The sequence below is a fragment of the Microbacterium abyssi genome, from assembly GCF_015277895.1.
GTDB classification, from domain to species: Bacteria; Actinomycetota; Actinomycetes; order Actinomycetales; family Microbacteriaceae; genus Microbacterium; species Microbacterium abyssi.
Window position 1 is genome coordinate 2864586 of record NZ_CP063815.1, and the last position, 21482, is coordinate 2886067.

Genomic DNA, 21482 nt, shown 5'->3' on the forward strand with positions numbered 1-21482 from the left:
GGAGCCTGCCAAGGCCCTGGAATCAGCGCCGAAGCGGAGTGGACTCGGTCCAGTCGGTGTACTTGCGGCGCTCCTGGAACAGCCACTGGTCGCCAACGCGCACGAGCGTGTCGTCATACCGGTCGGCGAGCGTGAACCGCGTGCGCCCGTCCGGCGCCTCGCGGATGTGGTGCGACATGCAGTAGGTGTGCACGCGTGCGTTGTCACCGTCGATCTCGACATCGCTCGGTGACAGCACATGGCTGGTCACAGCGAACTGCGACAGTGCACTGAAAGCGCGGATGAGCTGCTCGCGGCCCTGCGGCGACTCGGCGGGTGTCTCGGCCCGCGGCCGGTACATCAGCATCCGGCCATCGGCGACGAACAGGTCTGCCATGTCCTCCGGTCGCCGCTGGTCGGCGAAGCGCCCGTAGCGGGCGATCACACGCGTGACCGCCCGCCAGTCCGCGAACTGCGCCGCAGCGTTCATGAGGCGCCTTCAGCCCTTTTCCGGTGCAGCGGAGTCGCGGCATCCGCTGACCATGCGGTGCGCCGCCGATCCGGTTCGACTGCACTGAGCGGCGGAACCGGACGCAGGCTCTCGCGACTGCGACGCGCGAGCTCCTGATAGATGCGCACGCCGTTTCGCTTCCACGCCTTGGCCTGCTCATCGAGCGGGCCGATCACCTTCGCGGGCGCGCCGAGCACCTTGGACCCTTCCGGCACGACGGTGCCGGCCGTCACCACCGCTCCCGCTCCGATGAGAGAGTCCGCGCCGATCTCCGCGCCGTCGAGCACGGTGACGCCGATGCCGATCAGTGCGAAGGAGCCGATCCGGCACCCGTGCAGCACCGCACCGTGGCCGACGTGGCTGTTCGGATCGAGTACGGCGTCTGCGCCAGGGAAGGCATGGATCACGCAGGAGTCCTGCACGTTCGAGCCCTCCCCCACGACGATGCGGCCGAAGTCACCGCGCAGGCTCGCGAATGGTCCGATATAGCATCCGGGGCCGATGATCACATCGCCGATCAGGCTCGCGGTCTCGTGCACGAACGCCGTCGGGTCGACGACCGGCACGACGCCGTCGAACTCGTACACAGGCATCAGGCGACCTGGCCGCCGTCGATCACGAAGTCCTGTCCCGTGCAGTAGCTGCTGGCGTCGCTCGCGAGGAACGCGACGAGATTCGAGATCTCCTCGGGGCGTCCGGCGCGTGGAATCGGGATGCGGGAGATGAAGCCGACACCGGCACGGGTGTCTTCCGTGATCATCGGAGTGTCGACAGCGCCCGGGCACACGGTGTTCACGCGGATTCCCCACTCGGAGAGCTCATGAGCGAGCGCATGCGACACACCCCGAAGACCCCACTTCGACGCCGAGTACGGCACGCGGTTCGCATAGCCGGAAACGCCGGCGGTGGAGGCGATGTTGACGACGGAGGCACCGCCGTTCTTCATCAGGGGCAGAAGTGCCTGTACGCCGAGCATCGGACCTATGAGGTTGACATCGAGCGTGAGCCGGATCACCTTCTCCGAGGTGTCGGCCAGCGGTCCCTCCGGGCAGAAACCAGCGTTGTTGACGAGAATGTCGACGCGCCCGAACGCCTGCTTCGCGTTCTCGACGACATCGTTCCAGGCTGCGGCCGAGCTGACATCATGGGCGATCCCGATCGCATCATCGCCGAACTCTGCGGCGAACTCCGTGACGGCATCGCCGTCGAGGTCGGTGAGCACGAGACGCGCGCCGAGCTGGTGGAAGAGCCTGGCATGCGAGCGGCCCTGCCCGCCGGCTGCTCCGGTGATGAGCGCGATCTTGTCGGTCAGATCGATGATGGGCGTTGCGTTCATGAGATTCCTTCGCAATAGTTAGCAAACAAGCATTTGTTTGGAGGCAGAATGAGTACGATTCATCACATCGGCATCACCGTGAGCGACCTGGCATCGGCGACGACGTTCTACCGGACGCTCAGCGGCGGCGAGGCCATCGGTCCGCTGATCAAGAGCGGGCCCGCTGTCGAGGCCGCCACCGGCTACCCCGGCGTGGAGATCTCGATGACCTTCGTACGCGCCTCCAATGACGTCTTCATCGAGCTGCTGGAATACCGCGGCGCCGACGCCCCGCGCATCGACCCGAACAACGGTCACATCGGCGCCGCGCACCCCGCGATCGTCGTCGATGACATCGAGGCGGCCATCGCACAAGCGACGGACCTCGGGTATCCCCCGCTTTCCGCGACGATGGTCGCCGGCACCGGCCCCCTCAAGGGTTACCGCTATGTGTACATACTCGGACCGGACGAGGTCCGGGTCGAACTGCTGCAGGCGCCTCATTCTTCTTCTTCCTGAGCGCCCGGAACGGACAGGCCCTTCGAGGCGGCCTCGGCCGTGGAAGTGAGCCGATCCGTCCATCGCCGGACCTGCGCGGGTTCGGCGTCGGGCGGAAATCCGAACAGCACGATGCTCAGGACCATCGCCCCGGTGGAGTCGAAAACAGGTGCCGACAGGATTCGCACACTCAGTGCGCCCGTGTCGAGCACGTCATCGGCCGGTTCGTACGCGTCCGCGATGCTCTCCAGCGCTGCACGGATGCGCACATCCACGCCGGTATGTCCGCTGTCTCTGCCATGGCGTGAGATCGTCGCCCAGTGCTCGTCGTGATCCTGCGCGACGAGGCCGACGGACCAGCCGCGGCGGCGCACTCGTTCGAGCCGCTCTTCCACGCCCGCGTCACCCGCGGGAAGAGCCTGTCGTGGCGGTGTCCATCGTGAGACCAGGGACTGGTCGAACGCGGGGAACGTCGCGCCATACGGCATCCGCAGCGGCAACCGTCGACCGATGTGTTCCCGGACCGATCTTTCGGATCCCGAGGCAGCAGCCAGAATCAGCAGATCCCCGCCGACGAGCGACTGAGTGTAGGTCTCGAGCCCGGTCTCTCTCGCAAGTGCTTCAAGGTGGGGACGAGTAGCGTCAGCGATCTGCAGCTGCCGGCTGAGCTGTGCGGCATCGTCGTCCTCCCGGCGTCGGTCGAACCGCCCGTATCCTCCTTGGAAGAACAGCAACGGGCCCGCGGGCTCCTCGGTGTCGAGCGCGGTGACGGCACCGATCACGATGTCGTGATCCCCCTCCGTGTGCCGAGCCGTCACTGTGCAGTCGATCCAGGCCACGGAGCCGTCGAGGATAGGGTTGCCCGCCGGGGAGGGGCGCCACGCGACCCCATCGAACTTGTGGGGGTCCCGACTCGCGAGGCGACGGCACAGCTCTTCCTGATCCTCGCTCAGCACATTCACGCAGAAGCCTTCCGCGCCGCGCATCCGCTCATAGCTCGAGGACGTGCGGGTCGGCAGGAACGCGACCAGCGGAGGGTCGAGGGAGACCGATGTGAATGATCCGACGACCATCGCTACGGGTTCGTCCTCGGGATCCCTGGCGGTGATGACGACCACTCCGGTGGGGAAATGACCGAGAACATCTCGGAACACACGCGGCTCCACGCCGCTCTGATTCGCGCCGGAAGCAGTCATTCGCTCAGGTGCTCCCGGAGAGTGCTGCCCGTGTACTCGCGACGGAAGAGTCCGCGCTCCTGCAGGATCGGCACGACCTGCTCTCCGAAATCCTTCAACCCCTGCGGCAGGTCCGCTGGCAGGACGATGAAGCCGTCCGCCGCACCAGCCGTGAACCAGCGTTCCAGGTCGTCGGCGATCGCCTCGGGCGTACCGATCACCGGGCGGTGCCCGAGGGTCAGCGCGATGCGCTGAGCGAGCTGGCGAAGAGTCAGCCCTTCCTTGAGCGCCGTCTCGATGTAGAGGCGGGGACGAGACACGCTCGCGTTCTCCGCGAGACGTGGACGCAGGTCCGGCAGCGGTGCATCCGGGTCGACGTCATCGAGATCGAGATTTCCGAGATGGTGGGTGAGGAATGCGCTGAGACCGGCGACATCGACGAAGCCTCCGAACTCGCGTGCCAGTGCCTGTGCTTCCTGCTCGGTGGAACCGACGAAGGGCATGATGCCGGGCAGCACCCTGAGGCTTCCCGGCGCGCGGCCGTGCTCCGCCGACAGCTCCCGTGTTCGCGCAACGAACTCGCGGCTGGAGTCCATATCCCACTGCGTGGTGAACGTCATCTCCGCCCAAGCGGCGCTGAGGTTCATTCCTGGTCCGGATGACCCGGCTTGGGCGATCACCGGACGCCCCTGCGGCGAGCGCCGCAACGGAAGGGGGCCTGCCACTTGAAAATGCTTGCCGCTGTGCGCGACCGCATGGATCCGTTCGAGGTCTGCATACCGTCCGGATGACGCATCCCCGACGATGGCATCCGCGTCCCAACCATCCCAGAGCGCCGTGACCACCTCGACGAACTCCTCTGCGCGTTCATAGCGGTCAGCATGATCCGGCAGCGCCGCCGAGCCGTAGTTCGCAGCGGACGCTCCGACTGCCGTCGTGACGACGTTCCACCCTGCGCGACCTCTGCTTAGATGATCGAGCGTCGCGAACTGGCGAGCCACCGTGAAGGGGTCATTGAACGTCGTGGAGCTGGTACCCACGAGACCGATGCGCTCGGTGAATCCGGTGATCGCTGACAGCACCGCGACCGGATCCGGCCGTTCCGTGGCATCCGTGGCGATCTGGTCGCCGATTGCGAGAACATCGGCGAGGAAGAAGGCGTCGAAGCACGCTGTCTCGGCAACCCGAGCGGTCTCGATCCAGTGATCCAGCCCCAGAGCATTGGCCGCGTCGGTGCGAGGCGAGCGCCATGCCGCCTGGGCTGCTCCGACTCCTTGGATGTACGCGGCGAGATGCATCATGATGGTTCTCCTTCTACTGAGGTGTTCACTCGGTCGAGTTCCGCAAGCTCGCCATCATCGAGCTCAAGCGTCGCCGCAGCGACAGAGCTGCGCACGCTCTGCGGCCTGCTGGCGCCGGGAACGGGAATGAGCCGCGGCGAAAGAGCGAGCAGCCAGGCCACGGCGACCTGCTGCACGCTGACACCGCGACGCTCAGCGACTCGCTGGAACGCGGGAGCAGCTGCACCCAGGCCCTTCGCCGCGCGCATTCCGCCCAGCGGCCCCCAAGCGAGGAAGGTGAGCCCGCGCTGTTCGCACAGCCGCAGTATGGCTTCGTTCGAGCGCTCCAACGGCGAGTACTCGTTCTGCACGCTGACGAGTCGGTCACCGAGAATCTCTGTCGCGGTATCGAGCTGTGACGCATCGACGTTGGATACGCCGATGCGCACGGCGATTCCGTCGTCGACGAGTTGCCGCAGAGCTCCCAGAGAGTCGGCATACGGCACACGGATGTCCGGACGATGATGCTGGTACAACGGCAGCGCCTCCAAGCCGAGCCGCTGCAGCGAATCGCGTGCCGCCCGAGCGATGTGCTCCGGAGTCCCGTCGACCCACCACGTGGCGTTCGGCCCACGAGTGTGGCCGCCCTTCGTGGCGATCACCACATCATTGAGCGCGTCAGGACGCGTGCGCAGGGCACGGATGAGAGCGAGTTCGTTCACTCCCATCTCACCGCTCGGCCCGTAACTGTCCGCTGTGTCGAACAGCGTGATGCCTGCATCCAGTGCCGCCTGAACGGTCTGTATTCCCTGCGCAGGGTCTTTATCGGGAGTCTGCGTGAGCGTCATCGCCCCCATGCCGAGCGAAGAGACCTGAAGATCACCCAGGGTTCTGGTCGGCATCACTTGCCGACCGCCGTCCACCCGCCGTCCACAGGAAGACACTGTCCGATCACGTGGCTGGCATCGAGCAGCAACCAGACGATGGACTCTGCCATCTCTCGCGGTGTGGCGAGCTGTCCGCGCGGCGTGCGCCGTTCAACGGCGCTGAGGTCGTATCCCGTACTGGCCAGGTCCTTCACCATCGGCGTCAGCGTATGACCGGGGGCGACTGCGTTGACCCGAACACCGAGCGGCGCCCACTCCACGGCCAGATTCTCCATGAGTTGCCGCTCGGCGGCTTTCGCGGGACCGTAGTCAACCTGGTTCGCCCAACCGCGGTATGCCGTGGTGGAGGAGATCAGCACGATCGAACCGTGAGCACCGTCCAGGCGCCGCACGAACTCCCTGGAGACAGCCAGCGCACCGACCACATGAATGTCGTAGAGGCGACGCATGAAATCGAGGTCCATCTCAAGCGCCGGCACGTAGGCACCACGGATACCGTGGCACACGACCAGTCCTGTGGCCGGCGATCGACGGCTCGCGTTGTCCACGGCGGTCTTGACTGCAGCTTCGTCTCGGACATCTGCGATCTCGCTGTCGACATCGTCCCGATCGCTCGGCCGCATGTCGAGCACCGTCACCCGATGGCCGCGCTCACGCAGCAGATCCACGACGGCGGCCCCTATCCCGCTCGCCCCGCCGGTCACGATCGTGTGCTGGGGCTGTGATGAGTGACTCATTCGTTTCTCCTTGACATCGTCGTCTGCGGCCGAGTTCCCGGCCACGAATGCGCTTGTCGCTCATGCTAGTCTGTCTCCCAAACAAGCGCTAGGTTCGCGTTTGTCGCAACGCAGCGAAGAGGAGCACCGATGTCAGACAAGCGCGTGGGCATAGATGAGGCAGTCGCCTCTCTCGAGAGCGGGATGACCATCGGGATAGGTGGATGGGGCTCGCGCCGCAAGCCGATGGCACTCGTGCGAGCCATCCTTCGCAGCGATCTGACCGATCTCACCGTTGTGACCTTCGGCGGCCCCGACGTCGGACTCCTGGCCGCGGCGGGCCGCATCCGAAAGCTCATCTACGGTTTCGTCTCCCTCGACAGCATCCCTCTCGACCCGCTGTTCACCCAGGCCCGCGAGCGTGGCGAGCTCGAGATCGAGGAGTACGACGAAGGGATGTACGTGACCGGACTGCGGGCCGCTGGCGCACGACTCGACTTCCTGCCGATCCGTGCAGGACTCGGCTCCGACGTGATCCCTGCCAACCCGCACCTGCGCACGGTGAAGTCGCCGTACTCCGACGACGAGTACGTCGCGATGCCGGCGCTGAACCTCGACGTCGCCCTCGTGCATGTCAACCGCGCAGACCCGCAGGGCAACGCGCAGTATCTCGGCCCCGACCCCTACTTCGACGACCTGCTCGCGATGGCCGCGAAGCGCACGATCGTGTCGGCCGAGAAGGTCGTGCCGACCGCCGAACTGCTCGACGAAGGCAGCTTCCACACTCTGCTGTTCAGCCGCATGTACGCCTCCGACGTCGTCGAAGCCCCACGAGGCGCGCACTTCACGACGTGCGAACCCGACTACGGCCGCGACGAGGCCTTCCAGCGCCACTACGTCGCGGCGGCGAAGGACTCCGAAGCGTGGCCGGAGTTCGAGCGCACCTTTCTGCAGACCGACGAGGACGGCTACCACGCGGCCGTCTCCCGCTTCCACGCCACGCAAGGAGAAGCATGACCACCGACGCCACTCTCGCCGAGATCTGCATCGCGGCCTGCGCGGATACCTACCTCGAGTCCGGCGAGATCCTCGCCCACGCCGTCGGGACGATCCCGACCCTCGGGGCACGCCTGGCCAAGCTGACCAGCGCACCGGACATCGTCCTCACCAATGGTGAGGCGTTCCTCCTGAGCGGCCCGCCCACGCCTGGCGCCAAAGAGACCGAGAGCTCCTTCATCGAGGGCTGGGCGCCTTTCCGCCGCATCTTCGAGATCCTTGCCACCGGCCGGCGCCAGAGCATGATGGGCGCCAGCCAGATCGACCAGTACGGCAACCAGAACATCTCACTCATCGGCGACTGGGATCGGCCTAAGCGCCAGCTCATCGGCGTGCGCGGAGCGCCGGGCAACACGGCGAACCACCGCGTCGACTATTGGGTGTCGCGCCACAGCGCGCGCATCTTCGTCGAGCGAGTCGACATGGTCTCCGGCGTCGGCAACGACCGTGCGCGCGAGGCCGGACTCGAATACCACCATCTCGGAGTCGTCGTGACGAACCTCGCAGTGTTCGGCTTCGGCACGGATGGCCGAGCGGTCCTGCGCTCGATACACCCAGGCGTGGATCCGCAGACCGTGCGTGAGAGCACAGGATTCGCTGTCGACATCGACGGGGTCCCTGCAACGCGCGTGCCGGACGCGGAGGAGCTGCGCCTCATCCGCGAGGTGCTCGATCCCCACGGCACACGCACGCGCGAGGTCGCGGACTGAGGCGGGTCGCCCGCTCAGTCCGTGAGAAGCCCCTGATGCAGCAGATCCAGGAAGTGGTCGGTCAGACCGTCCGCCGTGTGCCCGCGACCCGGTCGGTACCATCCGACCGACGACCACACGGCGTCGCGGATGAAGCGGTACATTATGCCGGCGTCGAGGTTGGCGCGGAAGACGCCGGTGCGCTGCCCCTCCTGGATCTGGCCGAGCCAGATCTCCTCGATGCGGAGGCTGTGGTCCTGGACGAACTCGAATCCGGGCTGCTTGGCCAGGTAGGCCAGTTCGCTCTGGTACAGCGCGACAGCATCGGGCTGACTCTCTATCGTCGCGAACGCGTGCGCGATGAGCTTGTCGAGCACATCGCGCGGGCTGCCGTCTTCGACGACGATCTCCTCGAAGCGCGCCAACAGCCCTGTCATGAAGCTCCGAAGGATCTCCTGGAGGATCGCCTCCTTCGAGGAGAAGTGGTGGTACAGGCTTCCCGACAGGATGCCGGCCTCATCGGCGATATCTCGCACGGTGGTCGCCGAGTAGCCGCGTCGAGCGATGAGGTGAGCGGCGATCGAGAGGATCTGCTCGCGCCGCTCGGAGCTCTGCTCCTGGCGACCGTTACGGGCGTTGCTTGCCATTCGTTCTCCTTCAGACGAACGCTCGCTGTCACAAGCGCTTGCTCAAGTCTGCCCCATCGCGGGCGCGTCCCGCATCATCATTCCGGAGTGTACGCATGATACTGGAGAGGATCACCATGAATGTCTCTGAATCGACGACTGTCCCGGCCCTGCTCACCGAACTGGCCGAGCTGGGCGAGCACCCCGCGATCGTCGACGGCGGAACCACCATCACCTGCGTCGAACTGCAGTCGCACGTTGCGCAGGTCGCCCGCGGTTACCTGGGCCGCGGCGTCGTGCCGGGTGACCGCGTCGCGGTCTGGGCTCCCAACCGCGCGGAGTTCATCCTCGCGATGCTCGGCGCCCAGTCGATCGGCGCAGCCGTCGTGCCTTTGAACACTCGGTACACGGGCCATGAGGCCGTCACGATCCTCAACAGGTCGCGCGCCTCGGCGCTCGTCATCGCAGACGGATTCCTCGGCAAGTCGTATGCCGCGTCCCTGCGAGATGCCGCGGCCGAAGCAGGCGACGAAGGCCCGAAGATCGCGGGGCTTCCACACCTGCACACCATCGTGACGATGGACGGTGACGGCACGGAAGGCATCCTTCCCTGGGACGCGTTCCTCGACGCAGGTCGCGTCATCCCCGACGAACAGCTCGCCGCCACTATGGCGGCGGTGACGCCCGACCAGGTGATGGACATCCTGTTCACCTCCGGCACGACGGGCGTTCCGAAAGGAGTGCAGAGCACACACAGCCAGACGCTCGGCGTCGCCCGCGCCTGGGCCCGCGGCGCACGACTGACCCGCGATGACCGCTACGCGGTGGTGAATCCGTTCTTCCACGGGTTCGGATACAAGGCGGGCATGATCACCTCGCTGATGACGGGTACCACGATCTACCCTGTCGCGGTGTTCGACGTCGACGAGCTGCTGCAGCTGGTGGAGTCGGAGAGAATCAGCGTGCTGCCCGGCGTTCCGACGATCTTCACTTCGATGCTCGATCACCCGCGGCTACGGGAGTACGATCTGTCGTCGTTGCGGTTCGCGATCGCCGGTGCGACGGCGGCACCGGCGACTCTGTTCCACGACATGGTGCACGTGCTGGGCTTTCGGACCGTGGCTCAGGCATACGGTCTCACGGAGTGCGTGGTGGCCACGATGTCGCGCGAGGGTGAATCCCTCGATCACGCCGCCCAAACCACAGGACCGGCGATCGAGGGCATCGAGATCCGCATCGTCGACCCGGACGGCGACGATCTCGGCACGGACGCCGACGGCGAGATCCTGCTGCGCGGCGACGTCGTCATGCTCGGCTACTTCGAAGACCAGGAGGCCACGGATGCCGTGCTCGACGCAGACGGCTGGTTCCACACCGGCGACGTCGGCCGGCTCGACGAACACGGTTGCCTGAAGATCACGGACAGACTGAAGGACATGTTCATCGTCGGCGGGTTCAACGTGTACCCGGCAGAGGTCGAGAACGTCCTGCGCAAGCACCCCGCCGTGAACGAGTCCGCCGTGATCGGGATCGATGACGCACGGCTGGGCACGGTCGGGCGCGCGTACGTGATGCTGTTGCATAATGCGGACCCTCGACCGGATGCCGCAGACCTCGAGTCGTTCTGCCGCACTCATCTCGCCAACTTCAAAGTGCCGCGCGAGTTCGTGCTCGTCGATGATTTCCCTCGCAACGCCACAGGGAAGATCCTGAAAACCGCATTGCGCACCGACGACCTCGCGAAGTGAAGCGAAGCGGCCGGCCCCTTCGGGGGCCGGCCGCTTCATCGTGCGAACGCTGCGCTCAGCTGAGACGCTCGAGCACCATCGCCATGCCCTGTCCGCCTGCCGTGCACATCGTCTCGACGGCGAACTGCTCATCGCGCTCGCGCAGCGCATTGATGGCGGTCGTGGTGATACGGGCACCCGTCATGCCATAAGGGTGGCCGAGGGCGATCGCTCCGCCGTTGACATTGACGCGCTCGGGATCGATGCCGATGTCGGCGATCGAAGGAACGACCTGGGCCGCGAACGCCTCGTTGATCTCGAGGAGGTCGATGTCACCGATCGTCATGCGTGCGTGTGCGAGCGCCTGCTCGACGGCCTGCACCGGGCCGAGTCCCATGATCTCGGCCGACAGTGCGGAGACGCCCGTCGAGACGATACGGGCAAGAGGAGTCAGCCCCAGTTCGGCGGCGCGGGTGTCGCTCATGATCACGAGCGCTGCGGCACCGTCATTGAGCGGACAGCAGTTCGCCGCCGTGACCGTACCGTGCGTCCGGAACACCGGCTGCATGCTGCTCACCTTTTCGAGCGTCACGCCCGGTCGAGGGCCGTCATCGGCTGTCACCAGCGTGCCGTCGGCCAGCCGCACCGGCGTGATGTCCTTGTCCCAGAAGCCGCGTGCGGCGGCCGCCTCAGCACGGTTCTGGCTGAGTACCGCCCACTCGTCCTGCTCCCTGCGGGATACGCCGCGGAAAGAGGCGACGTTCTCTGCTGTCTCCCCCATCGAGATGTAGATGTCCTCCAGTTCGCCACGGCTCAGAGGATCGGACCACACGAAATCGGGGTCCTGCGCCTCGCGTGCAGTGCGCTCCGCGGCAGCCGCCCATCGCGAGTTCTTCGTGTCCGGCATCCCGTCGGACTTGCCGGAGCCGAACTGCGACACGGCCTCGACTCCTGCGGAGACGAACACCTCGCCCTCGCCGGCCTTGATGGCGTGAAACGCCATCCGCGAGGTCTGCAAGGACGACGCGCAGTAGCGGTTGACCGTGGTTCCGGGTACCGAGTCCCAGCCCAGCTGCAGAGCCAGCATCCGGCCGATGTTGTATCCCTGCTGCCCGGCCGGCTGCGCGCAACCGACCATGAGATCGACGATCTCGTTCGGGTCGAGGCCGGGCACGGCGTCGATCGCGGCCTGCACCATCTGCGTGGCGAGGTCGTCGCCTCGCATGTCCTTCAGACTGCCCTTGAATGCGCGCCCGATGGGTGAGCGCACGGCAGAGACGATGACGGCTTCGGTCATGATGAGGTTCCTCCAGTGATGTCGATGCGGTCGGCCTGCTGCACGATGTCCGCGTTCGGGGTGTGGGTGAGAAATGCGGGCCATTCGCCCCCGCCGTCCACCGGCACTACGGCCCCGGTGACATGCGCCGAGAGCGGTGAGGCGAGCATGACGCAGACATTGCCGAGCTCGTGCGGTGACGCCAGCCGTCCACGCGGGATAGTGTTCGCGATCGCGGCATACTGCTCGGGCGTGCCGTAGTGGTCGACGGCGCTCTCCGTGTGGACCAGACCACTGCTGACGGCGTTCACTCGGATCTCGGGCGCCCACTCCACAGCGAGGCTGCGTGTGAGGCTCTCCAGAGCCGCCTTGGCCGCGCCGTAGACGGCGGTGCCGGGGCTCGGACGACGGGCACTGATCGAAGTGATGTTGATAACGCTTCCATTGACTGCACGCAGCGGCTCGAACGCCGCCCGAGTCGCCACGGCCGCGGACAGGAAATTGATCTCGGTGATCGCCTGGAAGTAGCGCGGCGACCCGACTTCGAAACGTCCGAACGGCGAGCCGCCGACATTGTTCACGAGCACGTCAAGGCGACCATGCCGCTCGGAGATGCCATCGATCCACGCCTCATTCTGAGCCGCATCGCGGACATCGACCGCACGGAAGACCGCAGTACGCCCGTCGCGCTCAGGCAGTACTTCCGGTTCACTGCGCCCGCAGAACTCGACGTCTGCGCCAGCCGCGAGGAACGCTTCGACCACTCCGCGTCCGACCCCGCGTCCACCGCCGGTGACCGCAACGACCTTGCCGGTGAAATCCATGACCAGACTCACATCGCCTCCTCCGTGCCGCGCTCCACTGCTCCGACCTGGCTACTCTACCAACCAAATGCTAGGTTTGTTGCATGAGTCACGATGAGGTCCCTCAGCTGCTCGCGCGCACCGTGGTGGTCACCGGCGGCGCCCTCGGTATCGGCGGCGGGATCAGCCGTCGCTTCGCCAGTGACGGCGATCACGTCGTCCTGGTCGACATCGACGAAGCCGCCGCCAACGCGACCGCAGCCGAGATCGAAGCGGATGGCGGTCGCTGTTCCGTACTGGTCGGTGACATCACTGCCGATGACACGGTCGCCGCTCTCGTCGCACTCGTCGAGAGCGAGCACGGCCACGCCGATGTGCTGGTCAACAACGTCGGTGATTTCCGACCCGCGAAGTCTTTCTTCGCGAAGAGTCCGCCAGAGCAGTGGCGGCGTCTGCACGAACTCAATCTGTGGCACGTGTTCGCCGTGACGCATGCGCTTCTGCCCGCGATGATCGCAGCCGGCGGTGGCAGCATCATCAACGTCTCCACCGTGGAGGCCTTCCGCGGCATCCCAGGCAGTGCTGTGTACTCGGCGTACAACGCCGGTGTCTCTGCGTTCACCAAGAGCCTCGCGGTCGAACTCGGCCCCTCGCGCGTCCGCGTGAACGCGATCGCCCCGGACCTCGCGGACACCCCGCAGACACCCGCCGAACTCATGCTCGCGGGGCGCGATCCCGCACTGTTGCGCTCCTGGCTCCCTGCCGGCAGGTTCGGCCAACCAGAGGACTTCTCGGGTGTCGTCGCGTTCCTCGCATCGAAGGATGCCGCCTTCATCACGGGTCACACCATCCCGGTGGACGGTGGAACACTCGCCGCGTCCGGCTGGTACGGAAAAGCAGCAGGTCGGGGATGGACGAACATGCCGGACCACGCATGAACCGTGCGGCCGAGCTCGCGGACCGACTCGAGATCCATGACCTCATCCTTCGGTACTGCTCCGCGGTGGACCGCGCCGATTACCCCGCCGTCCGTGCGGTCTATGCGCACGACGGGGTCGATCATCACACCGGCTTCTCTGGACCGGCGGACGACTACGTCGCCTGGCTCGCCGAGCGGACCGCCGACTTCGACGGCACGATGCACATCGTGGGAAACCACCGGGTCGAACTTCTAGGGAAGCACGCGTTCGCCGAAACCTACGGTACGGCCGTGCACTGGGGGCGACCACTGGACGACGAGTCACGCAACTTCACCAGCGGCTTCCGCTACCTGGATCATGTCCGTCGAGACGCAGACGGCTGGCGAATCGTGGCACGCACGGCCGTCCGCGAATGGACCAGGTCGGATGCCGGTCGCCTGCGCGAGCCCGAAGGCGATGGTCCGCGCGGTCGACGGGACGCCGGTGATCCAGCCACGCAGTTCCGTGAACGAGTGAGAGATGCCGCTGCGGCATCCAAAGCAGAGGAGACGGCATGACGGCAAGCATCGAACAGCGTCTGCAGGCGCTTGAGGACAAGCTCGAGATTATCGACCTGGAAGCGACGTATGCGCGCTCGTTCGACGAGCGAGACGGGGAGCGCTGGAGCTCGCTGTTCACCGAGAACGGCGTCTACCAGTCGCGACCCGTCGGCGATGCGCCATCGGCGACCTTCGTGCAAGGGCGCCTCGCACTGAGCCGTTTCTGCACCGAGGCAGTTTTCTCGGGCATCCACTTTCTGCATCTGCCGCAGCTGGTCTTCGACGGCGATAGAGCGACAGGTCGCATCCACCTCGAGTTCCACGGTGACTACGCTCGGGATGCCGGCGCCCCGCGCCTCGCCATGCACGGCTTCTACGATGTCGCGTACCGCCGCGTCGACGGGCGCTGGTTGATCGCCCATCGGGTGACGAGCGCCTTCAGCCGCGAGCAGTCCACAGTGCTCGGATATCCGACCGGGTCAGTGCTCCCTGCTGTCTGATGACATGCAGAACAATGCCCCCGCCGATCGATTCGGCGGGGGCATTCGTCTGTACGACCGGGCTGCTACGCGACCGCGCCGAAGTACGCCTTTTGCAGATCTTCGAGTGAGACGTCCGCGGCCGACCCGGAAAGCGTCGTGCGTCCCATCTCGATCACGCTCACCTCGTCAGCGATGGCGACCGACTCCTGAACGGCCTGCTCCACCAGCAGGATTCCGATGCCGGTGTCCTTGAGCGCGTGCACACGCTCCATGACTTCCTTGACGATCACGGGAGCGAGGCCTTGGCTCGGCTCATCGAGGATGAGAAGCTTCGGCTTCGCCATCAGCGCCTGCCCGATCGCAAGCATCTGCTGCTGGCCGCCAGACATACTCGCCGCCGGCAACGACCGCTTGCTGCCCAGGATGGGGAACAGTTGATAGATGTCCTCTGCCGCCGACGTCAGCTCGCGCTTGCCGACGCCGCGCGAGAACCCTCCGAGCACAAGGTTCTGCTCGATCGTGAGCTCATGGAAGACCTTCTTGCCCTCCTGCACGTAGGAGATGCCGCGCGCGACCCGCTTGTGCGGAGCATCCGTCAGCGATCCTCCGAGGTACGAGACCGATCCGCCCGAAACCCTGTTGAGCCCGGTGATCGCTCGCAGCGTGGTTGTTTTACCAGCGCCGTTGCGCCCCAGCAATACCGTGATCGCTCCGGAGCGCACGGTGAGCGACACATCGCGCACCACGGTCAGATCGCCATAGCCGGTCTGCAAGCCGGATACTTCCAGCAGCACCTCACTCATTGTCGCCGCCTCCTGTCGCGCTCGTCTCCGCCGTCACTCCGAGGTACTCCTCCATGACTCGCGGGTTGCTCTCGATCTGCCCCGGGGTGCCGTGCGCCATGACCGCGCCCTGCGCGAGCACGTAGATGTCGTCTGCCACTCGAAGCACGAGCTGGAAGTTGTGCTCCACCAGGATGACGGTCATGCCCGCATCGCGCAGCCGGATCACGAGGCCTTCAAGGACCTCAAGTTCGTCCTCGTCGAGGCCCGATGCGACCTCATCCAACAGCACCACCTTGGGCGATGCGGCGAGGCTTCGGGCGACTTCGAGCAGCCGTCGGTTACCCAGCGGCAGCGAGTCGGCCAGATCGTCGCGCTGATCGCTGAGTCCGACGAGAGCAAGTGCGCGCTCCGCCGCCGCGCGGTTATCGGTGCGCGTGCGCCAGAAGACGGGCAGGCGCAGCACGGAAGCGAGAACGCTCGCGCGACCGCTCGCATACCGCCCCGCTTCGACCGACTCCAACACCGTCAGCTTCTCAGGAATGTTCGGAGTCTGGAACGTGCGCGATACTCCAGCACGCGCGACCTTGTACGAGGGCAGCCCCTGAATCTGCTGCCCATCGAGCTCGATACTCCCGGCATCCGTCTTGTAGAAGCCGGAGATCATGTTCAGCAGGGTGGTCTTGCCCGAGCCGTTCGGTCCGATGATCGCGGTCACCGCACCCGGTTCGGCATCGATGGAAACGTTCGACAGGGCCTGATTTCCGCCGAAGGCCTTCGAGACACTGTTGGTGCGAAGGAGTGCGCCGTCGAGCTTCTCCACCACAGCCGGTGCGGACTTCACCGCAACCACCCCGGACTTCGCCTTGGCCGCGAGATCCATCTTGCGGATGAGCTTGCGCAGAAGCCCGGAAAGACCACCGGTGAACGCTACTCCGCCGATGAGGAGGAACGCACCCGAGATTATCAATCCGAACTTGCTGAAGTTCGTCGACTGGTTCATACCGAACTGCAGCACGGCAGCCCCGATCAGCGCCCCGTAGATGCTGGCAGATCCACCGAAGACTGACGCGGCGAGCACGGTCATCGCGAAGGAGAACGCGAACGCCTCCGGGGAGATGAACAGGTCGAGGTTGGCGAACAGCGCCCCGGCGATGCCCGCGGGAACCGCACCGATCGCGTAGGCGGTGAGCTTGGCGCGGAAAACCGAGATGCCCATCGAGGATGCCAGCACCGGGCTCTGCTTGAGCACGCGCAACGCGGTGCCGTGACCCGACACCACGAGGTTGCGAATCAGAGCGAACGCCACGATCGTCACACCGACGATGATCAGGTAGTAGGTGCGACCGTCGATCAACTGGCCGAACGAGGTCGCGGGCATGAGACCAGCCAGACCGTTGCGGCCACCGGTCTCGTCCTTGAAGATCGACAGTACGTCCGGGACGATCAGGATCAGGAAGAACGACGTCATAGCCAGCGACCAGCTGCCCAGACGCAGACCCGGAATACCGGAGACGAGTCCGACGACGAGCGCCACGGCAGCACCGATCAGTATCTGCAACCAGATGTCGGTGACGCCGGCCTTGTTCGCAATGCCTGCTGCATAAGCGCCGGCCGCATACATCGCCACCTGGCCCATCGCCAACTCACCGGCGTAGCCGAGCGACAGGTTGAGGCCCAGCACGATCAGCGCCAGGATGAGTGTCAGCTCGATCTGCCTCGTCGCGACATAGCTCAGCCCGACGAAGGGCATCAACACCAGCACCGCGCCGCAGGCTAGCGGCCAGACCCACCCGGGGACCGCGCGGAGTTTCAACCAGAATTCGGCCATGCTCACACCGTCCGTTCTATGCGACGGGCGAAGAGTCCCGTCGGCTTGACCATCAAGATCACGATGAGGATGAGGAACACAGTGATCCCCGAGAAATCAGCGCCGATATAGCGGGTGGCGAGTGCCTCGGCGAGCCCGACGATGAGTCCGCCGACAAGCACGCCGCCCAGCGAGCCGAATCCGCCGATCGCGAGGACGACGAATCCCTTCAGCGCGAGTGAAGCACCGAGGGTCGCCACAGCGTAGGTCTTCGGACCGACGAAGATTCCGAGGAACCCGGCGAGTACACCTGTGAAGATGAAGGCCATCAGGGCGAAGCGGCGTACGTTGACACCGCGGAGCTGGGCAGCCTCCCTGTTCTCACTCATGCCGAGAAGGGCGATGCCGGTCATGCTGCGCTTCGCGTACTGAGTGAGCACGATCACGAGCACGATGACGAGCACGATGAGCGCCACCTCGGCCGGGTAGACGCGCCCCCCGAAGACCTCGAGCACCTGGTCTCCCATGAAGAAGGGCACCCGCTTGGGCTCACCGCCCCAGATCACCTGCGCGACGCCTTCCATGATGATCGACGCGCCGAGGGTGGTGACCAGCAGGTTGTGCGGATCCTTCACGGGGCGGATCGCGATGCGCTCCTCGAGTGCAGCAATCGCTCCGACGATGACGGCAGCGCCGATCGCGACAAGCCACCACGGCAGGTTCCATACGACGATGCCGACGTATGCAAGGAACGCGCCCAGCATCATCAGCGCCGCCTGCGCGAAGTTGAAGGTCTTCTGCGAGAGGAAGACGATGTTGTAGCCGATCGCCACCAGTGCGTAGATCGCACCCAGCGCCAAACCGGACCAGATGATGGTCATTGAGGTCGGGTCCCTTCCATCATTTCGGGGGGGTTTATGTGCCGGTGGCTAAGGCTGGAACTGACCGTTGACCAGCTTGCCGGGAGCGATGAAAGAGAACTCTTCCGGCGCAAGGTGCGGGCCGTGCTCGTCGGCAGTGAAGCCGTACTTGCCCAGGATCGCCGTGCCCGCGGACTCCTGCACAGCAGGATCATTCAGTGCATCAACGAGTGCCTTCGGGTCATCTACTCCGTCGGCGGCTTCAGCCGCGGCCTTCAGCAGGAACATCGAGTCGTAGTTGTACGCGAGAATCAGCGAGGACTTGATGTCACCGGCGGCCAGCATGTGCTCGACCGCGTCGTTCACGAGCGTCGCATCCGGGTCGTACTGGGTGCTCGCATACACCTGCATCGTGAGGTTCTTCACCTGATCAGTGCCAAGAACGCCGGCTGGCGCTTCGGTCGCGATGAGCCCAGTGGCGGACACCGAGGAGTTGCCCATGATGGGCACATCCCACCCGAGCTTCTCCAGGCTCTGCAGCACGTACCCCAACGGGGCGCCGTACGCATCGAGCACCAGTACATCAGGGTCACCCTGCTTGAGAGCGGACAGCTGCGCCGTCATGTCCAGCGCGGCATTGTCAAAGCCCTCCACCCCGGTCACAGCGAATCCCGCGTCGGTGTACCAGTCCTCAGCCTGCGAGCCGAACAGCTCACCGTAGGCGCTCGAACCATGCAAGATGGCGACGTTCTCGTAGCCTCGAGCTTCGGACTCGGCCACGAAGGAATCGAGATAGTCAGGAACAGACGCACCGAGATCAAAGCTGTACGGGTTAACCGAGGGATCTCCCGAGCCTTCTGTAGGCCCGATGTTGAAAGACACGATCTCGTTCTGGGTCAGGATCGACAGTGTCGCCTCGGTGATGGTCGACGGACCGGAGTTCATCACGAGCGTGGGCTTGCCCTCCGTGGCGATGTACTCGCGAAGTTTCGTCACCGCGACGGTCGGATCGGCGTTGTCCTCAAGATGCGTGATCTCGACCTCACGACCGAGAATGCCACCCTCTGCGTTGATCGCATCAACGGATGCGAGCGCCGCCGTGACCGAGGTCGTCGCATTGTCCGCGAGGATGCCTTCCGCACCCAACCCTCCGAGAACGACCACCTGGATAGGGCCATCCTCTTCGCCACCACCGCCGGCATTGTCATCGCTGCCGCCAGAGCAGCCGGCGAGCACCATCGTCGATGCCACGATCCCCGCGGCCACTGCCGCGAACCTCTTGAACCGCATATCCGAAACCTCTCTCGTCATTGAGTAGTAGCGACCAAACGCTTGCTCAGTAAAGCACATTCCCTGCCGTCAATCAACAGGCAACCAAACAATTGCTTGGGTAGCACAGAACTGCTAGATTCCGGGCATGATCGAGCAGGATTCACCCACTTCACAGCCGACTGCCGCGCGTTCCGGCATCGCCGTCGTCACCGGGGGCAACGGAGGGATCGGAGCGGCTATCGTCCGCCGCCTGACGGGCGACGGCATCCGCACAGTACTCACCTATCGTTCCACGGTTCCCGACTCTCTTCTGGACGAGGTCGGGGCCTTGGCGGAGGCGGTTCGGCTGGACGTGACGGACTCGGATGCTGCATTTGACCTCGCCGAGTCGCTGCGCGCGAGCCACGGCGGCGTGCACACACTCGTCCACGCCGCAGGGCCGCACGTACCGATGGTGCATCTGTCGAAGGTGACGGTCGAACAGTTCTCGCAACAGGTCGACCAGGATCTCGTCGGGTTCTTCTCCGTTGCGCGCGCGTTCCTCCCCGCGCTGCGTGACGCATCCGGGTCGCTCACAGTCGTCACGAGTGCGGCGACCAAGCGCTACCCCGTGCGCGACGGACTCTCCGCCGCGCCCAAAGGCGGCGTCGAGGCACTCGCACGGGGCTTGGCCGCCGAAGAGGGTCGCTTCGGGGTGCGAGTCAACTGCGTGGGGCCAGGAATGCTGTGGGACGGCATGTCCGCACGCCTCATGGCGTCCGGCGACCTCGACGAGCGAGCGCTGGAGGTCGCGATGAGCAACATCCCTCTCCGTCGCTTCGGCACAGCCGACGACATCGCCGAGGCGGTGGCCTTCCTCGCCTCACCGCAGGCGGCGTTCATCACCGGCCAGAAGCTCGATGTCGACGGCGGCTTCGGCGTCTGACGACACCATCGGGCCGACGGCCCGGAGCGCATCGCGTCCGAGCCGTCGGCTCCGTCTGCGGCACCAGCCGCTTAAGGCTGGAACTGACCGTCGACCAGCTTGCCGGGGGCGATGAAGGCGAACTCTTCGGGGGCGACATGGGGTCCGTGCTGATCCGCCGTGAACGCGTACTTGGTGAGAATGACAGTGCCAGCAGAGTCCTGGACCTTCGGGTCCTCCAGCGCAGCCACGAGCGCGTCGGGGTCATCGACCCCGCCCGCCGCTTCGGCTGCTGCCTTGAAGAGGAACATCGAGTCGTAGTTGTAGGCGAGGATCAGCGATGACCTGATGTCACCGGCGGCAACCATCCGCTCGACCGCGTCGTTCACTCCCGCTGCATCCGGGTCGTACTGCGTGCTGGCGAAGACCTGCATCGTGAGGTTCTTCACCTGGTCCGTGCCGAGCACGCCGGCCGGTGCCTCTGTCGCGATGAGCCCTGTGGCAGACACGGACGTGTTTCCCATGATCGGCACATCCCAGCCGAGCTTCTCCAGGCTCTGCAGCACGTAGCCCAGCGGGGCGCCGTACGCGTCGAGAATCAGCGCGTCGGGGTCACCTGCCTTCAGTGCGGACAGCTGCGCAGTCATATCCAGAGCAGCATTGTCGAAGCCCTCCAGGCCGGTGACGGTGAGACCTGCGTCTTCGTAGACCTTCTTCGACTCTGCGCCGAAGAGCTCGCCGTAGGCCGATGAGCCGTGCAGGATTGCGATTCTCTCGTAACCGCGATCCTCCACCTCAGCGAGGAACGAACCCAAGTAGTCCGGCACCGTTGCACTCAGGTCGAAGGTGTAGGGGCTCGCCGCGGGGTCGCTCGACCCGGCGGTGGGACCGATATTGAAGTTGATGATCTGGTTCTGAGTCAGAATCGGGATCGTCGCCTCTGCGATGGTCGACGGGCCAGAGTTCATCACGAGCGCCGGCTTGCCCTCGGTGGCGATGTACTCGCGCAGTTTCGTCACTGCGACCGTCGGATCGGCGTTGTCTTCGAGGTGTGTGATCTCCACCTCTCGGCCGAGGATCCCGCCGTCATCGTTGATCGCATCGACCGAAGCCAGTGCGGCAGTCACCGCCGTGCTGGCGTTGTCGGCGAGGATGCCTTCCGCACCCAGCCCGCCGAGCACGACCACCTGGATCGGCTCGCTGGAGCTCCCTTCGCCATCCGCGGCGCTGCCTCCGTCACTGGCACAGCCGCTGAGAGCCAAGACCGTCGCGACGGCGAGTGCTGCGGCTGCTGTGAACTTCTTGTATCGCATGTGACTGTCCTTCTCATCGTTGAGTGGTGCTGACCAAACGCTTGCTCAGTAAAGCACAACAC

The 21482-nt window shown here is 65.4% G+C and carries 23 protein-coding genes; 8 read left to right on the forward strand and 15 right to left on the reverse strand.

Annotated features, from left to right (window positions below):
• Positions 1–22 precede the first annotated feature (22 nt).
• From IM776_RS13790 to IM776_RS13800, 3 genes are read right to left on the reverse strand one after another with little or no spacing between them, the layout of a single operon-like run.
• Positions 23–469: a nuclear transport factor 2 family protein gene (locus IM776_RS13790; protein WP_194420648.1), complete on the reverse strand. Its 447-nt coding sequence runs from the start codon at positions 467–469 to the stop codon at positions 23–25.
• Positions 466–1083 carry a gamma carbonic anhydrase family protein gene (locus tag IM776_RS13795; protein ID WP_194420649.1) on the reverse strand — a complete coding sequence of 206 codons (618 nt, stop codon included), beginning with the start codon at positions 1081–1083 and terminating at the stop codon, positions 466–468. Before IM776_RS13795 ends, IM776_RS13790 begins: the two co-directional genes overlap by 4 nt.
• Positions 1083–1826, reverse strand: a complete 744-nt coding sequence (locus IM776_RS13800; protein WP_194420650.1) for an SDR family NAD(P)-dependent oxidoreductase — start codon at positions 1824–1826, stop codon at positions 1083–1085. Before IM776_RS13800 ends, IM776_RS13795 begins: the two co-directional genes overlap by 1 nt.
• A gap of 48 nt (positions 1827–1874) precedes the next feature.
• On the opposite strand from IM776_RS13800, the gene IM776_RS13805 reads away from it, so the two are divergent.
• Positions 1875–2324: a VOC family protein gene (locus tag IM776_RS13805; RefSeq protein ID WP_194420651.1), complete on the forward strand. Its 450-nt coding sequence runs from the start codon at positions 1875–1877 to the stop codon at positions 2322–2324.
• On the opposite strand, the gene IM776_RS13810 is transcribed toward IM776_RS13805, so the two are convergent.
• Genes IM776_RS13810 through IM776_RS13825 form a run of 4 tightly spaced genes read right to left on the reverse strand, consistent with a single transcriptional unit; the run spans position 2306 to position 6382 of the window.
• A complete protein-coding gene (locus IM776_RS13810; protein WP_228479772.1) occupies positions 2306–3457 on the reverse strand; it encodes a flavin reductase family protein in 1152 nt (383 codons plus the stop codon). The two genes, IM776_RS13805 and IM776_RS13810, sit on opposite strands and share 19 nt — an antisense overlap.
• A 38-nt stretch (positions 3458–3495) precedes the next feature.
• Complete coding sequence (locus tag IM776_RS13815; protein ID WP_194420653.1) at positions 3496–4779, reverse strand: LLM class flavin-dependent oxidoreductase; 1284 nt, start codon at positions 4777–4779, stop codon at positions 3496–3498.
• Positions 4776–5660 (reverse strand): aldo/keto reductase, encoded by an 885-nt coding sequence (locus tag IM776_RS13820; RefSeq protein WP_194420654.1) that lies wholly within the window; start codon positions 5658–5660, stop codon positions 4776–4778. The genes IM776_RS13815 and IM776_RS13820 overlap by 4 nt, the downstream gene beginning before the upstream one ends.
• On the reverse strand, positions 5660–6382 hold the full coding sequence (locus IM776_RS13825; RefSeq protein WP_228479773.1) for an SDR family NAD(P)-dependent oxidoreductase: 723 nt from the start codon (positions 6380–6382) through the stop codon (positions 5660–5662). Before IM776_RS13825 ends, IM776_RS13820 begins: the two co-directional genes overlap by 1 nt.
• A 129-nt stretch (positions 6383–6511) precedes the next feature.
• Here IM776_RS13825 and IM776_RS13830 point away from each other — a divergent pair, with 129 nt between their 5' ends.
• Positions 6512–7378: a CoA transferase subunit A gene (locus IM776_RS13830; RefSeq protein WP_194420655.1), complete on the forward strand. Its 867-nt coding sequence runs from the start codon at positions 6512–6514 to the stop codon at positions 7376–7378.
• On the forward strand, positions 7375–8127 hold the full coding sequence (locus IM776_RS13835; protein WP_194420656.1) for a CoA-transferase subunit beta: 753 nt from the start codon (positions 7375–7377) through the stop codon (positions 8125–8127). The genes IM776_RS13830 and IM776_RS13835 overlap by 4 nt, the downstream gene beginning before the upstream one ends.
• A gap of 14 nt (positions 8128–8141) precedes the next feature.
• Here the strand turns inward: IM776_RS13835 and IM776_RS13840 are convergent, their stop codons facing one another.
• Positions 8142–8753, reverse strand: coding sequence for a TetR/AcrR family transcriptional regulator (locus IM776_RS13840; RefSeq protein ID WP_194420657.1), 612 nt, complete (start codon positions 8751–8753; stop codon positions 8142–8144).
• Between the two features lie 116 nt (positions 8754–8869).
• On the opposite strand from IM776_RS13840, the gene IM776_RS13845 reads away from it, so the two are divergent.
• Positions 8870–10480 carry an AMP-binding protein gene (locus IM776_RS13845; RefSeq protein WP_194420658.1) on the forward strand — a complete coding sequence of 537 codons (1611 nt, stop codon included), beginning with the start codon at positions 8870–8872 and terminating at the stop codon, positions 10478–10480.
• A 55-nt stretch (positions 10481–10535) separates the two neighbouring features.
• Here the strand turns inward: IM776_RS13845 and IM776_RS13850 are convergent, their stop codons facing one another.
• Together IM776_RS13850 and IM776_RS13855 are read right to left on the reverse strand one after the other, a co-directional pair.
• A complete protein-coding gene (locus IM776_RS13850; protein WP_194420659.1) occupies positions 10536–11756 on the reverse strand; it encodes an acetyl-CoA C-acetyltransferase in 1221 nt (406 codons plus the stop codon).
• Entirely contained in the window at positions 11753–12571 is an 819-nt protein-coding gene (locus IM776_RS13855) for an SDR family oxidoreductase (RefSeq protein WP_194420660.1), read from the reverse strand. Before IM776_RS13855 ends, IM776_RS13850 begins: the two co-directional genes overlap by 4 nt.
• Before the next feature lie 71 nt (positions 12572–12642).
• On the opposite strand from IM776_RS13855, the gene IM776_RS13860 reads away from it, so the two are divergent.
• Genes IM776_RS13860 through IM776_RS13870 form a run of 3 tightly spaced genes read left to right on the forward strand, consistent with a single transcriptional unit; the run spans position 12643 to position 14497 of the window.
• The gene (locus IM776_RS13860; RefSeq protein ID WP_194420661.1) at positions 12643–13476 is read left to right on the forward strand and encodes an SDR family NAD(P)-dependent oxidoreductase; all 834 of its coding nucleotides are present in this window, start codon (positions 12643–12645) and stop codon (positions 13474–13476) included.
• Positions 13473–14015 (forward strand): nuclear transport factor 2 family protein, encoded by a 543-nt coding sequence (locus tag IM776_RS13865; protein WP_194420662.1) that lies wholly within the window; start codon positions 13473–13475, stop codon positions 14013–14015. The genes IM776_RS13860 and IM776_RS13865 overlap by 4 nt, the downstream gene beginning before the upstream one ends.
• Positions 14012–14497 carry a nuclear transport factor 2 family protein gene (locus tag IM776_RS13870; RefSeq protein WP_194420663.1) on the forward strand — a complete coding sequence of 162 codons (486 nt, stop codon included), beginning with the start codon at positions 14012–14014 and terminating at the stop codon, positions 14495–14497. The genes IM776_RS13865 and IM776_RS13870 overlap by 4 nt, the downstream gene beginning before the upstream one ends.
• A gap of 65 nt (positions 14498–14562) precedes the next feature.
• On the opposite strand, the gene IM776_RS13875 is transcribed toward IM776_RS13870, so the two are convergent.
• Genes IM776_RS13875 through IM776_RS13890 form a run of 4 tightly spaced genes read right to left on the reverse strand, consistent with a single transcriptional unit; the run spans position 14563 to position 19221 of the window.
• Entirely contained in the window at positions 14563–15282 is a 720-nt protein-coding gene (locus IM776_RS13875; RefSeq protein ID WP_194420664.1) for an ABC transporter ATP-binding protein, read from the reverse strand.
• Positions 15275–17092 (reverse strand): branched-chain amino acid ABC transporter ATP-binding protein/permease, encoded by a 1818-nt coding sequence (locus tag IM776_RS13880; RefSeq protein WP_194420665.1) that lies wholly within the window; start codon positions 17090–17092, stop codon positions 15275–15277. The genes IM776_RS13875 and IM776_RS13880 overlap by 8 nt, the downstream gene beginning before the upstream one ends.
• A 2-nt stretch (positions 17093–17094) precedes the next feature.
• Complete coding sequence (locus IM776_RS13885; RefSeq protein ID WP_194420666.1) at positions 17095–17952, reverse strand: branched-chain amino acid ABC transporter permease; 858 nt, start codon at positions 17950–17952, stop codon at positions 17095–17097.
• Positions 17953–18000: 48 nt separating this feature from the next.
• Positions 18001–19221 carry an ABC transporter substrate-binding protein gene (locus IM776_RS13890; RefSeq protein ID WP_194420667.1) on the reverse strand — a complete coding sequence of 407 codons (1221 nt, stop codon included), beginning with the start codon at positions 19219–19221 and terminating at the stop codon, positions 18001–18003.
• A gap of 127 nt (positions 19222–19348) precedes the next feature.
• Between IM776_RS13890 and IM776_RS13895 the strand changes: the two genes are divergently transcribed.
• Positions 19349–20128 carry an SDR family NAD(P)-dependent oxidoreductase gene (locus tag IM776_RS13895; protein ID WP_194420668.1) on the forward strand — a complete coding sequence of 260 codons (780 nt, stop codon included), beginning with the start codon at positions 19349–19351 and terminating at the stop codon, positions 20126–20128.
• 71 nt (positions 20129–20199) lie between these two features.
• On the opposite strand, the gene IM776_RS13900 is transcribed toward IM776_RS13895, so the two are convergent.
• Positions 20200–21420: an ABC transporter substrate-binding protein gene (locus IM776_RS13900; RefSeq protein WP_194420669.1), complete on the reverse strand. Its 1221-nt coding sequence runs from the start codon at positions 21418–21420 to the stop codon at positions 20200–20202.
• Positions 21421–21482 lie beyond the last annotated feature (62 nt).